General features: G+C 42.8%; 13 protein-coding genes. 1 reads left to right on the top strand and 12 read right to left on the bottom strand.

Annotated features, from left to right (window positions below):
- The 11 genes from pilM to recG all read right to left on the bottom strand — a co-directional run.
- The coding region (gene pilM, locus VMW39_07770; GenBank protein ID HUW23913.1) for a type IV pilus assembly protein PilM at nucleotides 1-1,105 on the bottom strand (1,105 nt) is incomplete at its 3' end.
- A gap of 256 nt (nucleotides 1,106-1,361) precedes the next feature.
- Nucleotides 1,362-2,150: a prepilin peptidase gene (locus VMW39_07765; protein HUW23912.1), complete on the bottom strand. Its 789-nt coding sequence runs from the start codon at nucleotides 2,148-2,150 to the stop codon at nucleotides 1,362-1,364.
- An 88-nt stretch (nucleotides 2,151-2,238) separates the two neighbouring features.
- Nucleotides 2,239-2,925, bottom strand: a complete 687-nt coding sequence (locus VMW39_07760) for a tetratricopeptide repeat protein (protein HUW23911.1) — start codon at nucleotides 2,923-2,925, stop codon at nucleotides 2,239-2,241.
- Nucleotides 2,926-3,017: 92 nt separating this feature from the next.
- Nucleotides 3,018-3,791 carry a hypothetical protein gene (locus VMW39_07755; protein ID HUW23910.1) on the bottom strand — a complete coding sequence of 258 codons (774 nt, stop codon included), beginning with the start codon at nucleotides 3,789-3,791 and terminating at the stop codon, nucleotides 3,018-3,020.
- Nucleotides 3,791-4,522: an ABC transporter ATP-binding protein gene (locus VMW39_07750; GenBank protein ID HUW23909.1), complete on the bottom strand. Its 732-nt coding sequence runs from the start codon at nucleotides 4,520-4,522 to the stop codon at nucleotides 3,791-3,793. Before VMW39_07750 ends, VMW39_07755 begins: the two co-directional genes overlap by 1 nt.
- Nucleotides 4,523-4,626: 104 nt before the next feature.
- Nucleotides 4,627-5,061 (bottom strand): type II secretion system protein, encoded by a 435-nt coding sequence (locus tag VMW39_07745; protein ID HUW23908.1) that lies wholly within the window; start codon nucleotides 5,059-5,061, stop codon nucleotides 4,627-4,629.
- Nucleotides 5,062-5,387: 326 nt separating this feature from the next.
- Nucleotides 5,388-6,611 carry a type II secretion system F family protein gene (locus VMW39_07740; GenBank protein ID HUW23907.1) on the bottom strand — a complete coding sequence of 408 codons (1,224 nt, stop codon included), beginning with the start codon at nucleotides 6,609-6,611 and terminating at the stop codon, nucleotides 5,388-5,390.
- A gap of 7 nt (nucleotides 6,612-6,618) precedes the next feature.
- Nucleotides 6,619-7,719: a type IV pilus twitching motility protein PilT gene (locus tag VMW39_07735; protein HUW23906.1), complete on the bottom strand. Its 1,101-nt coding sequence runs from the start codon at nucleotides 7,717-7,719 to the stop codon at nucleotides 6,619-6,621.
- A 195-nt stretch (nucleotides 7,720-7,914) separates the two neighbouring features.
- Nucleotides 7,915-9,663: a type IV-A pilus assembly ATPase PilB gene (gene pilB, locus VMW39_07730; protein ID HUW23905.1), complete on the bottom strand. Its 1,749-nt coding sequence runs from the start codon at nucleotides 9,661-9,663 to the stop codon at nucleotides 7,915-7,917.
- A 73-nt stretch (nucleotides 9,664-9,736) separates the two neighbouring features.
- Nucleotides 9,737-10,228 carry a pantetheine-phosphate adenylyltransferase gene (gene coaD, locus VMW39_07725; GenBank protein HUW23904.1) on the bottom strand — a complete coding sequence of 164 codons (492 nt, stop codon included), beginning with the start codon at nucleotides 10,226-10,228 and terminating at the stop codon, nucleotides 9,737-9,739.
- Nucleotides 10,229-10,468: 240 nt separating this feature from the next.
- Nucleotides 10,469-12,562 (bottom strand): ATP-dependent DNA helicase RecG, encoded by a 2,094-nt coding sequence (gene recG / locus VMW39_07720; GenBank protein HUW23903.1) that lies wholly within the window; start codon nucleotides 12,560-12,562, stop codon nucleotides 10,469-10,471.
- A 230-nt stretch (nucleotides 12,563-12,792) separates the two neighbouring features.
- Between recG and rpmB the strand changes: the two genes are divergently transcribed.
- Nucleotides 12,793-12,984, top strand: coding sequence for a 50S ribosomal protein L28 (gene rpmB / locus VMW39_07715; GenBank protein ID HUW23902.1), 192 nt, complete (start codon nucleotides 12,793-12,795; stop codon nucleotides 12,982-12,984).
- A gap of 13 nt (nucleotides 12,985-12,997) precedes the next feature.
- Here rpmB and VMW39_07710 read toward each other — a convergent pair.
- The coding region (locus VMW39_07710; GenBank protein HUW23901.1) for a hypothetical protein at nucleotides 12,998-13,775 on the bottom strand (778 nt) is incomplete at its 5' end.

Raw genomic sequence — 13,775 nt, 5'->3', positions numbered from 1 at the left:
TGGTGTCCCCTTCGCGCCTGGTAGCCAGCCCTACAGCCACAGCAAATAAAGGAGCCAGCTCCTGCCAATCTGTACCAGAAATTCTTGCTGTATCTATTCCCCGGAAAGGATTATTTATATCTACCGGCAACCCGAGTTCATCACTCAAAAATCTATCCAGGTTATTTAACTTCGAACTACCACCACTTAGCATAATCCTGTCTACGCTCTTTTCTCCCCCGGTCTGCGCCTGGTAATAATCGATTGACCTGCGAACCTCTCCCACAAGTTCACGGATAAGTGGCATCAGGATAGTGGAAACCTGGACTTTTGTTTCATCTTTGGCAGCTATACTTTCCAATTCTTCTTCTGCGCCCGTTAAAGTCAAGCCATATTTCCTTTTTAGATTTTCTGCTTCTGAATACTCGACTTGCAAATTCCTCTGAATTGCCCTGGTAAAACTATTGCCAGCAATAAATATATCCCGCACAATTTTTGAAATGCCATTTTCGAGAATATTAATATTGGATGTTGTCGCTCCCAGATTGAGCAACATCACTGTCTCTGCACGTTCTTTATCTCTGGTAATTTCATAAGCATTTTCTAAAGCAAACGCATCTACGTCTATTATTAAAAGCTTTAACCCCGCACCCTCGATAATCTCCGACCGTTCTTGCAAAAGCTCCTTTTTCGCTCCCACCAGAACTGTCTCCATTTTTGGTTGTCCTTCTTCCATAATGTCGCCTAATATGTGGGTGCTTATATTGACTTCACGAATGTCAAATGGAATGTAAGGTTCAGCTTCAAATTGGATGGTCTTTTCCAAATCGGAAGGGCTCATTCGGGGAAATTTCACATAACGAACAATTACCGCATTTCCAGAAACCGAAGAGGCAACCTTTTTTGTCCTTATTTTTGTAGTGGAGAGCATATTCTTTAGAGCAGAAGTCATTACTGCCTTTCTCTCTTCAGGAGAAAGCTCTTCGATAGAGCCCGCAGGAATTTCACTAATGGCATACTTAGCCAGACTCCATCTGGCAGGGGTTCCTTTCAATCCCACGAGCTTAATGGAGTGAGTCCCAACGTCTATACCTACTAATTCTTTACCACCACTGAATAGTCCCATCTTTTCCCCTATTTTTCTTAATTATATACTAGAAAGACAATAATTGTCAACAACTTTCCTGGAGGGGCTCAATTTATTGAGCCCGCCCGGATAGGTTCGATAAATCGAACCCCTACTCGTTTGACACTCCAGACAAACTCTTGGAGTGTAAAGCTTAACTTAACGCAGACCAAGGTCTGCTACTCCTTTTCTTTCGTTTGACACTCCAAAACGCAGACCAAGGTCTGCTACTCCTTATCCTATTTCCAGAGCTCTCTCATTTACAGATAGAAATTAAGTTAAGGTAAATACGATTAAGTCCTGGCTGGAACAGAAAAACCAATACTGTCCCCAAAGAAATATAGGTTCCAAAAGCAATTTCCTGAAATTTTTTATATTTACCAGTAATTCTCAACGCACCCCCGGTTACCGCACCCAGGAGACTTGCTAAAAATATTACCCAGAGTACATTGCCCGCTCCCAGGAAAGCACCTACTCCGGAGATTAACTTTATATCTCCACCTCCCATAGCCTCTCTTTTAAACATCTTTCTCCCTAATAAGGCAATCAAATAGAGTATCCCGCCGCCTACAAGGAGTCCCAGAAAAGAAGAGACAATGAGAGACAACTGTTTGGAGCTACTTATTATTATTCCATTATACTCTCTGAGAAAGGAATTGAAAGGTGAAGAAAACAGGCCGAGAATAATTAATGAATAGGTGAATCTATTTGGGATGGTATAGGTTTGAAGGTCTATTGTAGAAACGATAATCAAGGACAATACTAAAAGAAGGAAAATTACCATTGTGACAGGGGCGCCTTGAAACTTCTGATAGGTAAGAAGGAAGAGAAATGCCGTTATTAGCTCTATCAAAGGATACTGGAGAGATATCTTTTCCCCACAGTAACGACATCTTCCTCCGAGAAGAGCATAACTTATTAATGGTATATTGTCATACCACTTAATTTGCTTTCCACACTTAGGACAGTGCGAGCCTGGCCGGATTATCGACTCTCCTCGGGGTAGGCGATAGATGCACACATTGGCAAAACTGCCAAATCCCAAACCTAAAATGAAAATGATAAAATAGAATAATAAAACCTCAAAGCTCCTTCACCCCGTTAGAGATTTATCTCTAAACGGGGCAAGATTTCTAACGGGGAATTTCCATCTCTTTTAGATGACTTTCTGCTGCTGATCTCGTCCACTCATCCCTGCTGGTAGCAAGAATATTTTCCCAGATAGCTATTGCTTTTACATATTCTCCTTTAGCCTTATAGATATTGGCGAGAAAAATCTTAACTACTTCCGGGCAGTCTCTGTATCTAATCGCCTCCTCCAGAAGAGGAACAACTTTATCATACTCTTTGGTCTTAGTATAAACAATTGCTGCTATGTAAAGACGGAATCTCCAGAATTTAGGATTATTTTTGACTCCTTCTTGAAGAAGCTCGATGGCCTCATCGTATCGCTGGTGATTAAAGGCAAGACAGCCACCACCGAATAGATACGCATAATGGAAATAAGGGTCAAACCGAACCACCTCCTGACACATGGGAAGTAGCTCCTCATACTCCCCTCTCTCACAATGGTCCAGGTGGTGAACGTGTTCCTCTTTTTCTAAAGTCCCGTAATACTGCAGGAGTCTTATCCAGGCTAAATCGGAAGAAAGTCGACGAAGACCGAGCAAGCTCCCCCAGAAATAGATAAAAGAAGAAGGCTTAATCTCTACTATCGATGGCAGAGGAAATTCAAATCTCCTCTCAACCTGGTACTGAGTGAAAATAGATAAGCCCAAGAGAGGCAAAATCAGAATAAGGAAAGAAATAGATTTCTTCATTTTTTCCTCTTCAGGTCAGTCTATACTCTGGAGTCCTCCCGAAAGGGAGGAATAACCTTGCTTTCGCAAGGAATCCACCCTATTATAAACTATCAGAATTCTTTTCGGGAGAAGACGAGAACTGAAAGCCAGATGGCTACGCTGGCATAAGCTAAACTATAGGCTACCTGCCAGAAAATAGTAGTTCCCACTAAGGGATTCGGGTAACCTATGTAATCTTTAACATTTAAGTATTGAAAATTGGGCAAAAGATAGTAGATTGCTTTTAGAAATATTGTGATTTTAACTCCTTCTTCCAGCAATACGTGATTTAGATATTTCAAATGGTCAGTAACATGACCGAGAACCCATAAGAAGAAAGTCACAGAGATGCTGGAAATTGCTGAAGTGGAAATCAGAGAGATAAGAATTGCCAAAGCACTTATAATTACCACTTTAAGGAAAATAAAAGTTACTGCCAGTAAGAACCTGAAGTCGAAACTCCAGCCCTTAATGAATAGAAGAAACAGGAGCCCAGAGGACATTAACAGAATATTGAACAAGGAGATAGAAAGAATGCCAGAATAGCGCCCCCAGATATATTCGAAGCGCCTCACCGGTCTTGTCAGAATGAGAGAGACGCTCTTATTTTCCATCTCCCCCAACACCAGACCAACTGCTGCAAAAATAGCACTCAAGAAAGCGAATATTTCAATTGCACCCAGACCGATATCCAAGATTACCCTGGTCTCTTCTTCTGGCGAAAGCATGGAGAAGAGAACAGAACTAACTATGACCACGAGAGCAAATAGAAGAATAGTATAGAAAACCTTATGCCTGATGTTCTCTTTAACCGTATATTCTGCAATTGCAAATATCTTCTTCACTATACATCCTCAGAGACAGTCTCTGTAAAAAGGTCTTCCAGGCTACTTTCCAGTTCTCTCATCTCCACTACTCTTTTCAATTTTCCCTTATGTAGAATTCCTGCCTGGTCGCAGACTCTTTCTACCTCGGTAACGAAATGTGAACTCAAAAGTATTGTTTTCCCTTCCTCTTTTAACCTCAGAATTGTCTGGCGCATTTTCTTAATTCCCAGGGGGTCGAGTCCGGAAGTGGGCTCATCCAGTAGCAAAAGTTCCGGGTCGTGGAGAAGAACCTGAGCCATACCTATCCTTTCCAGCATTCCTTTGGAGAAGTCGGCTAAACGGTCGTTCCTGTTCTCCTTAAGGTCTACCAAATCTAATGTCTCCTCTACCTTCTTCTCTCTTTCTTTTGTAGAAAGGCCATAAAGCTTACCATAAAAATGGAGTATCTCGCTTGCCGTAAGATACATAAGGAAACAGGGAAATTCGGGGAGATAACCGATTCTGGAGAGTAGAGATAGGTGGGGGAATTTCTGCTCAAAAATATAGACAGAACCTTTTGTGGGAAAGAGCAAGCCTACCAGAAGCTTAAGTAAGGTTGTCTTTCCTGAACCATTCAGTCCCAAAAGCCCGAAAACTTTTCTGTCTTCGATTTCGAGATTTAGATTCTCTAAGGCATTTGTTTTCTTTGAGCTAAAGAGGTGTTTTCTTATATAGATTTTCGTCAGATTTTCTGTTCTTATTGCCACCATTAGATAATAAAAAATAGGTTGATGGCCAATTAATTACTTACCAATTATCATGCCAATTTGTCTAATTTCCTTAATTGACACATCAACCTATACAGTGCAAAGGATTACCAGGTATTGACTAAGTCTCCTCCGGAATCGGCGTGGACGCAATCAACGTTTACCACTCCTCCAACAGCGGCAGCACCGTTGTAGAACCAACTCCCAGTATCGCCAGCAACAACTACCTCGGCATTATTCTCCACATGGCCCATGGCACCAGGAAGCAGAACCGTGGGAACCACGTCTAAGTAGGGACCCGGAACTGCAACGACAGCCAGAGCAGCTACTGTGGCTGGCCAGGTACCATCTGTCGCACCATAGCAGATAGCCATTGCCGACCTGATGGAACCGAGGTTACCCTGGGTCCTCGCCTCCCTGGCTCGGTCAATCAAGTTAGCAAATCTGGGGATGGCGATTGCCGCCAGAATACCAATAATTGCCACCACAATCATCAACTCAATCAAGGTAAATCCTTTACTCTTCCTATGAAATCTCAACACTCTATATCACCTCCTTTTTTTCGTCACCCTGAAGGGCGACCCCGATAAGTATCGGGGGCACTCTTTAGAGTGCCTTTTCGCTAATATATGATGTTACCACAATTTTCCCCGGCTGTCAACCAGTTTATGAAATTTAATGAAAATTTAAATTGCATATAGAATTAATAGGAAGCAAAGCTTACCTACTCCAGTTATTTGGAGTAGCGAAACTTGTTTCGCGTTAACGCACCTCAAGCGGTGCTACTCCAATGCAGCGAGGGCCGATTCACCATGCCGAGCCTCCCTTTCGGGAGGAGTCCAGACCTTTCCCTTGTCTATAAACTATTTTACCTGCCAACCAGAGCACCGAGCTGGAACATAGGCATATACATAGCAATGGCAATAGCGCCAATGATAACACCCATAAACACAACAACTACTGGCTCAATCAAGGAAGTTAGACCGGAAACAGCAGCATCCACTTCCTGCTCATAAAACTCGGCAATCTTCGCTAACATCGCATCCAGGTTACCTGTCTCCTCGCCCACTGAAATCATCTGGGTTACCATTGGCGGAAAGACACCACTTGCTTTTAAGGGGTCGGATATTCTCTCTCCTTCCCGAATAGCATCCTTCGCTTGCAGGACAGCCTTTTCAACAACTCTATTTCCTGAAGTCTTGGCCACAGTCTCTAAGGCCTGAAGTATGGGCACGCCACTCTTAACCAGCGTCCCGAAAGTCCTGGTAAACTTAGCTACAGCTACCTTTCTTAAGAGTGAACCGAAAAGGGGAAGCCTGAGCAACAACCTGTCTATATACATACTCCCTGCCTCTGTCTTATAGTATTGTCTTAGACCCACAACAAAAGCAATAAGCCCAATGATTAAAAAGATAATATAACGTTTGAGAAAATTACTAACCGCAAGCAGTATCTGGGTAGGAAGTGGCAACTCAGCACCAACCTGTTGAAATATTTTGACAAACATAGGGACAACCACTATCATCAAGAATGCAGTAACGCCGCCGGCAACAAGGGCAATCACTGCTGGATAGACCATTGCTGATTTAATCTTACCTCGCAATGCGGCGGCAGATTCCTGGTAGGCTGAGAGCCTCTCCAGAATAATATCCAGGATACCACCAAGTTCTCCAGACTTCACCATATTCACATACAACTCACTGAACACTGTAGGGTGCCTGCTGAGAGCTTCAGTAATCGATGTTCCTGATTCAATATCTTCCCGCACACTGGTGATAACTTTTTTGAAAGCCGGATTTTCTATCTGTTCCACAAGGATTGTTAAACCCTGAACAATGGGCACACCAGCTCCAATCAGTGTAGATAGCTGCCGGCTAAATAGAACGAGGTCTTTTTGTTTTACTCTTTTTTTCAAGAAGTTTATACTATCCAGAAGGTCTTTGGAAGCACTCTTCTTAATTTCTCCGATTTCTAAAACGATAAACCTCTGGTGTCTGAGGCGATCGATAACCATCCTCTGTTCTCTCGCTTCTATTGTTCCGGTCAAAACATTTCCCTGTGGGCTCCTGACTTTATAACCGAATAGTGCCATTTCTTACTCACCTCAACCCTTTATTTTTCATCCCCGCCACTACACCCTCTTCCTTCTTGCAGATTCTCTTTAAATCATCGACATCCGGGCTCTCTGCCAATGCCTGGGCATAAGTAATTTGTCTACGCGTGTAAAGGTCGTAGAGGCTCCAGTTCATTGTCTGCATTCCGAATTTTCCTCCTGCCTGCATAGCTGAAGGAATCTGCTCCGTCTTCTCTTCCCTGATCATATTCCTGATACCCGGAGTAACCCTTAAAACTTCCACTGCCAGACATCTCCCTTTGCCACTTGCCCTGGGAAGTAATCTCTGACAGAAAACCGCTTGCAAGACAAACGATAACTGAGAACGAATTTGCGGTTGCTGGTATGGGGGAAAAACATCTATGATTCTATTAATTGATTGGGTGGCATCTGTTGTGTGCAGAGTGGCAAATACCAGATGGCCTGTCTCAGCGATTGTTAGCGTAGAAGAGATAGTTTCCAGGTCGCGCATTTCGCCGACCAGGATGAAATTTGGGTCTTGACGAAATAAATGCTTTAGCGCCAGGCCAAAGGAGGAAGTATCACTACCTATCTCTCTCTGGCTAACTATACAATTCTTGTGGGGATGAACGTACTCGATGGGATCCTCAACTGTAACAATGTGTCCACTGCGATGCTCATTAATGTAATTCATCATTGAAGCAAGGGTTGTCGTCTTACCACAGCCAGTGGGCCCCGTTACTAACACCAAGCCGACAGGCAATTTAACCGCATCAAAAACTGCTAACGGCAGTCCCAGTTCCTCGAAAGTCATAAAATAGTTGGGTATTGCTCTCAGAGATGCTGCCACTACCCCTCGTTGCCTGAACACGTTCATTCGAACACGTCCTACGTTTTTGATTCCAAAGGACAGGTCAAGCTCGTTTGTAGATTCAAATCTCTCTTTATGTTTATCGGTTAACAGGCTATAGACTAATCTTTGACATTGGTCTTCCTGAAGCTTCTCATATTCTGTGGGGACAAGTTCTCCGTCAATCCTCAAAGTAGGTGGAACATCTACTGTTAAGTGTAAATCAGATGCTCCCTTCTCCATCATTAATTGAAGTAATTCATCAATAGATATCATTAATTACTCCTTTATCGGCACCCTAAAGGGCGCCCGAAGAATAGGCTGGAGTCCTTGCGAAAGCAAGGTTACTCCTCCCTTTCGGGAGGACTCCAAAAAGTTCTGGAGTCCTTGCGAAAGCAAGGTTATTCCTCCCTTTCGGGAGGACTCCAGATGCATGGACCGATTCAGTTGGGCACTGTTTACAGTGCCGTGTTATTCCACATCAGCAAAGGTAACCCTCATTACCTCTTCAACTGTGGTTACGCCTGTCAAAAGTTTCCTGATGGAACCCTCTCGCAAAGTTAGCATGCCATTCTTTCTCGCTTTTGACTTGATTAAATGCGTGGATTCCCTGTTTAAGACAAGATCCTTTACATCATCACTAATTTCCATGACTTCAAAGCACGCTATTCGTCCCCGGTAACCGGTGTTACTGCAGTTATCGCATCCCTTGCCCCGATAGAGCGTCACTTTCTTTTTACTTTTTATCTCTTCCTCTTTAACTCCAATACTTGAAAGGAAATCGGTGGGAACCTCATAGGACTCTTTACAATGTTTACAGATTACTCTAATTAATCTTTGAGCAACAACCATAATTACTGTGGAAGTGGTCAGGAAGGGTTCAATACCCATATTATTCAAACGGGTCATAGCACCTGGAGCATCGTTGGTGTGCAGAGTTGAAAATACTAAGTGTCCTGTTAGTGCGGCATTAATAGCAATCTCAGCAGTCTCAGTATCTCTGATTTCACCAACCATAATTATATCCGGGTCCTGACGCAAAAATGACCTAAGCCCTGCAGCAAAAGTTAAACCAATGTCTGCTTTTGCCTGCACCTGGTTGATACCTTGCAGGACATATTCAACAGGGTCTTCTATAGTAATGATATTACGGTCAGGATAATTAAGAGTGCTTAAGGTAGAATAGAGAGTGGTAGATTTACCAGAACCAGTTGGTCCTGTAACCAGGATGATTCCATAAGGCACTTCGATATTTTTCTTATAAATGGAAAGAGCATCTGGTTCAAATCCCAGCTTAGTCAAATCGAGACACAAAGAAGAAGCATCCAGAATACGCATAACCACTTTCTCACCAAAGGAGGTAGGTAGAACAGAAACCCTCAGGTCAATTTCTTTATTTACCGCTCTAATCTTAATTCTACCATCCTGGGGCAAGCGACGCTCAGCAATGTCCAGTGAAGCCATAATCTTTAACCGGGAAACAACCGCATTCTGCAATTTTTTAGGCGGAGAAGAGACTTCGTGTAAAACCCCATCGATTCGATAACGCACCCTGAGGGTCTTCTCATAAGGCTCGATATGGACGTCCGAAGCTCCTGATTTGACAGCTGCAGTCAACAGAAGATTAACAATCTTAATTATTGGCGCCTCTTCTCCAGCTGCCTCCAGAGCAATTATATCATCTCCTCCGGTATCGGTCTTTTTTACTACCTCTACATTTCCCTCATCTTTTACTGAGAGTTCCATCTCTTTCACGATATCTTCCATAGAGCTTTTAGCTCCATAATACTTCTCAATAGCACTCTTAATCTCAGTTTCTGATGCAATCACTACGCTAATTTCTCTCCCGGTCATTAGTCTCAGATCGTCAATGGCAAAAACATTTAAGGGGTCACTCATAGCTATGATGAGGGTCTTCCCCTCCAGGGCAATGGGAATTAGGGTCTGATGCCTGGCAATGCTCTCGGGGACACTCTTAATGACTTCATCGTCAATCTCTCCATATTCGGATAGGCTAACGTAAGATACACCGCACTGTTTACCCAGAAAAGCTAATAAAACATCCTCAGTAATATAGCCCAATTCCATGAGAGTCTCGCCCAGCCTGCCTCCCCTGATTTTTCCTTCCTCTAAAGCTTCTTGCAATTGTTCGGCGGTAATTATCCCTACTTCTACTAATAAGTCACCTAATTTCTTTTTTATTGCCGGACCCTTAGCCATAACTCTCGTAAATCCTCTCTAATTCAAAAAAAGTTAAAGTAAACTGACTAATTTTTAGTATACCACGGCGTTTTCACTTTGTCAACAGCTTTCTTCTCAAGCGTGCCTCAATTTGTCGAGGAACGAATCCCTTTACACTGCCATTCAGTCTAACTACTTCTTTGACTATACTTGAACTCAAATAAGTATACGCCTCTGCCGGCATAAGGAACACTGTTTCTATGTCTGGTGCTAACTTGCGGTTGGTTAATGCCATTTGAAACTCGTATTCAAAGTCAGACACTGCCCGTAGTCCCCTGAGGATAATGTTTGCTCTCTTCTTCTTCATGTAGTCGACTAATAACCTATCGAAATGGGAGACCACCACTCCTGAGAGTCCTCTGGTTACAGCTCTCAGCATCTCCATTCGTTCATCCACTGAAAATAGTGTCTTCTTAGTGGGATTTTCAATCACTGCTACTATTACCCGGTCAAATAACCGAACTGCCCTTTTTATTACGTCGATGTGTCCATTGGTAACCGGATCAAAACTCCCTGGATAAACAGCAATTCCCTTCTTTTTCATCTCTTTACTCCTTCTGCATCCCGATTTTCAATCGGGAAAATTGTGCCTACAGATGTCAGGTAAGAGTATCTCGACTTGTCGGGACTGGTAAAGTAATGTCATGCCGAACTCGTTTCGGCATCTCTTGAGAGGGAAAAGATCCTGAAACAAGTTCAGGATGACAGAGAAAACAAGTTCAGGATGACAGAGAAAACAAGTTCAGGATGACAGTAGGCACAGATTCAATCTGTGCTAAACTAATTATCCCACACTTGCCAGGCCGAATTTTTCTTTAAATTTCTCTCTAAACTTTTGCTTAATTACTCCGTTTTCCGGAAGAGTTAGAACAGGGTCTCTACTAATCAGATGAAAGGCTGCCTGGCGTGCCAGTTCTAATTCACGCTGGTCAAAAACAATGTTACCAATTTTAAATTCAGGAAGTCCGTGCTGTTGAGTGCCAAAGAATTCCCCACCACCGCGTAATCTCAAGTCCTCTTCGGCAATGCGAAATCCATCGTTAGTTTCCAACATAATCTGTGCTCTCTTTTTTGCTTCCTCCGTCTTAGTTTGTCCGAGTAAAATGCAAAGGGACTGTTCAGTGCCTCTCCCCACCCTCCCCCGTAATTGGTGTAGAGTAGCCAACCCAAACCTTTCACTGTGCTCAATAACCATCAAACAGGCATTGGCCACATCGATACCTACCTCAATTATAGTGGTAGTAATTAAAATATCAAATTCCCTGTTCAAAAATTTCATCATCACCTGTTCTTTCTCGTCACTTTTCATCTGTCCGTGCAGGAGACCAACTCTCAAATCTTTAAACACAGTAGCCATCAGTCTCTCTGCCATTTTCACTGCAGCGCGTAATTCCAACTTATCCGATTCATTAATTATGGGATAGACAATGTAAGCCTGCTGTCCCTTTCTTACCCCATCAATAACCATCTGATAAGCTTCTTCCTCAGAAAGCCTCTGGGTGAGGACTTTTCTCCTTCCCGGAGGTAATTGATCGATTATAGAAACGTCCAGGTCTCCGTAAACTGTTAAGGTTAGTGTGCGAGGTATTGGCGTGGCTGTCATTACCAGGATATCCAGGTTTTCCCCCTTCTTCCTCAACCTCGCCCTCTGCACAACTCCAAACTTATGCTGTTCGTCAATGACCGCCAGAGCTAAATTGGAAAATTTGACCCCCTCCTCAATTAATGCGTGCGTGCCGATAATTATCTGAGATTCTCCCCGGACAATTCTCTGGTAAACCTCTCTCTTCTTCTTCTGTCCCATTTTCCCTGTAGCCAATTCCACTTTGACTTGTAAACCTTCCAGCATCTGACGCAAAGTCAGATAATGTTGTTCAGCCAGAATTTCAGTAGGAGCCATCACTGCAGCTTGATAGCCATTCTCCACAACTAAGAGGATAGCTGCCAGAGCCACTACTGTCTTACCACTTCCCACATCTCCCTGGAGGAGCCTATTCATTGGCTTGGGTGACATAAGGTCATTAAAAATTTCTCTGATTACTCTTTTCTGAGCAGAAGTAAAATCGAAAGGTAGTTTCTCTTTGAAGGCTGTTAAAAGATTTTTTCTCAACTGATATTTCCTATTCTTGTTTATAACCTTCACCTGTCGCCTTCTTAATGCCATAGCCAATTCCCAGAAGAAAAACTCCTCGAATATAAGTCTTCTCCGGGCATCCTCTCCCTTCTCCCGGGTGGAGGGAAAGTGTATATTATACACAGCTTGTTGATAAAGCATCAGGTTATATTCTCTGAGGATAGTTTCGGACAGAGTCTCTCTTAAATAGGAAAGGTATGAATCGAGCGCTCTCTTAATCAGTGTCCTTAAGAAACGTAAATTTAACTTTGAGGTAACTTGATATATGGGAACAATTCTCTTAGTGTGAATTAAGTCGTCTTCTTCTCCTGCCAGTTTCTCGTAGGTAAAATTGGTAATCTGTAAATCGCGAAAGGTGCGTTCAAATTTACCGTGTAGAACAACTGAAGTGCCGGGAGGCAGGGAATCTTTCAAGTAGAGCTGGTTAAAGCAGACCATCGTTGCCTTGCCACTGCCGTCTTCAAGGAGAATTTTCAGAAGGGGCCTTCCACCTCTGGTAAATGTAATCTTATGCTCACTAACTACTGCCAGGACAGTGGCTTCTTCTCCAGGGGTGATTTGTGCAAAGAGCTTCAAATGGGAGCGATCTTCATGCCGGAAAGGAAAATAAGTAATGAGGTCTCCTACTGTCTCAATGCCAATCTTCTTCAATATTCTTGCTCTTTCGGGGCCCACACCCTTTAAGAACTGAACAGACATATTCAAATCTTTCATGATAAATGCCGTGCATGCGGGCTTTTTCATCCTGTAGGGACAGACCGCCGTGTCTGTCCATTAAAAGGGCTGACAGAGCCGTCAGCCCTTACATCCTTTCTTCCCGGCCGAGATGGCTCCCGCAGCATTAAAAAAATTGCCAGAGACGAACAATCTGTCTTTTTAACTACAAAAGATTTTTTGTGCTTCTGATACTAAAATATTCTTGCAATTATTTTTATATTTTGCTAAACTAATTAAAATTTTACAGGAGGAGACAATTGCCTAAGAAATGTGTAATCTGCGGTAAATCTGTGCGTACCGGTTCCAACATCAGTCACTCCCACCACAAAACAAGACGGAAATTTAGACCCAATTTGCAAAAAGTGAACATAATTCTAAATGGAAAAAAAAAGAAAGCCTACGTATGTACCCAATGCATTACTGCAGGTAAAGTCGCAAAATCCGCCTGAAGTCATTACCAATTCAAAAAGGTAGACTCAAAGAACAGAGATAACTATAAACAGGAGACCCGATACCATCGAGATAATATTTCTTAAGGGAAAAATCTAAAATATACATACCTTCGATAAAACCAAGCCCCCAGGTATAATTTACTTTCCTCTTTTCACTAAAATTCTCACCAAACATTCCCAGGCGGAGAAAAATATTGCGAGGAAGAATATACTCCAGGCCCAGGTGATAAACTGCCAGTGAGTTCCGACCACCGTTCTTTCTTGCATAGAATCTCTGCTCAAAATCGGAAGCAAAAGTCAAAAATTCTGCCATGTTTATCCCCATACCTACTCTGAGATTTAATGGCAATGGGTCGGAATGGTAATCACTCCAGTAAATGTAAGCAGGACTATTCTCCAGGGAAATTCCCATCTTGAGCGATGGTGAATAAGTGTAAATTATTCCCCAATCTAAACCCCACCCATTTCCTGTAGAGATGTTTGCCTGAGGTGAAGGGACCTCTTGAGCAATTCCCAGCGAGCCATGTAGATAGCTTATATTCATCCCGAAAGAAACCTTTGGACTATAGGGAATAGAGAAGGACAGCGTGTATTTACTAATATTAATCTCTCGCTCGGAGTAGGGTGGTTTATCTTCTTCTCTAAAACTGGATAACGGTCGCCAGCTTAATGCTCCCAGACTACTACAAAAAGATAAATAAGTGAACCGCTTGCCCTGCAAGGGTTCTCTCTCTACAACATTCTCTCCTTTCGCTTTACTCCTTGCCAGGTCAAACATAAAAGTATAT

This window comes from bacterium, from assembly GCA_035530055.1.
GTDB lineage: Bacteria > UBA6262 > WVXT01 > WVXT01 > WVXT01 > WVXT01.
This window is presented reverse-complemented; position numbering and strand designations above follow the sequence as displayed.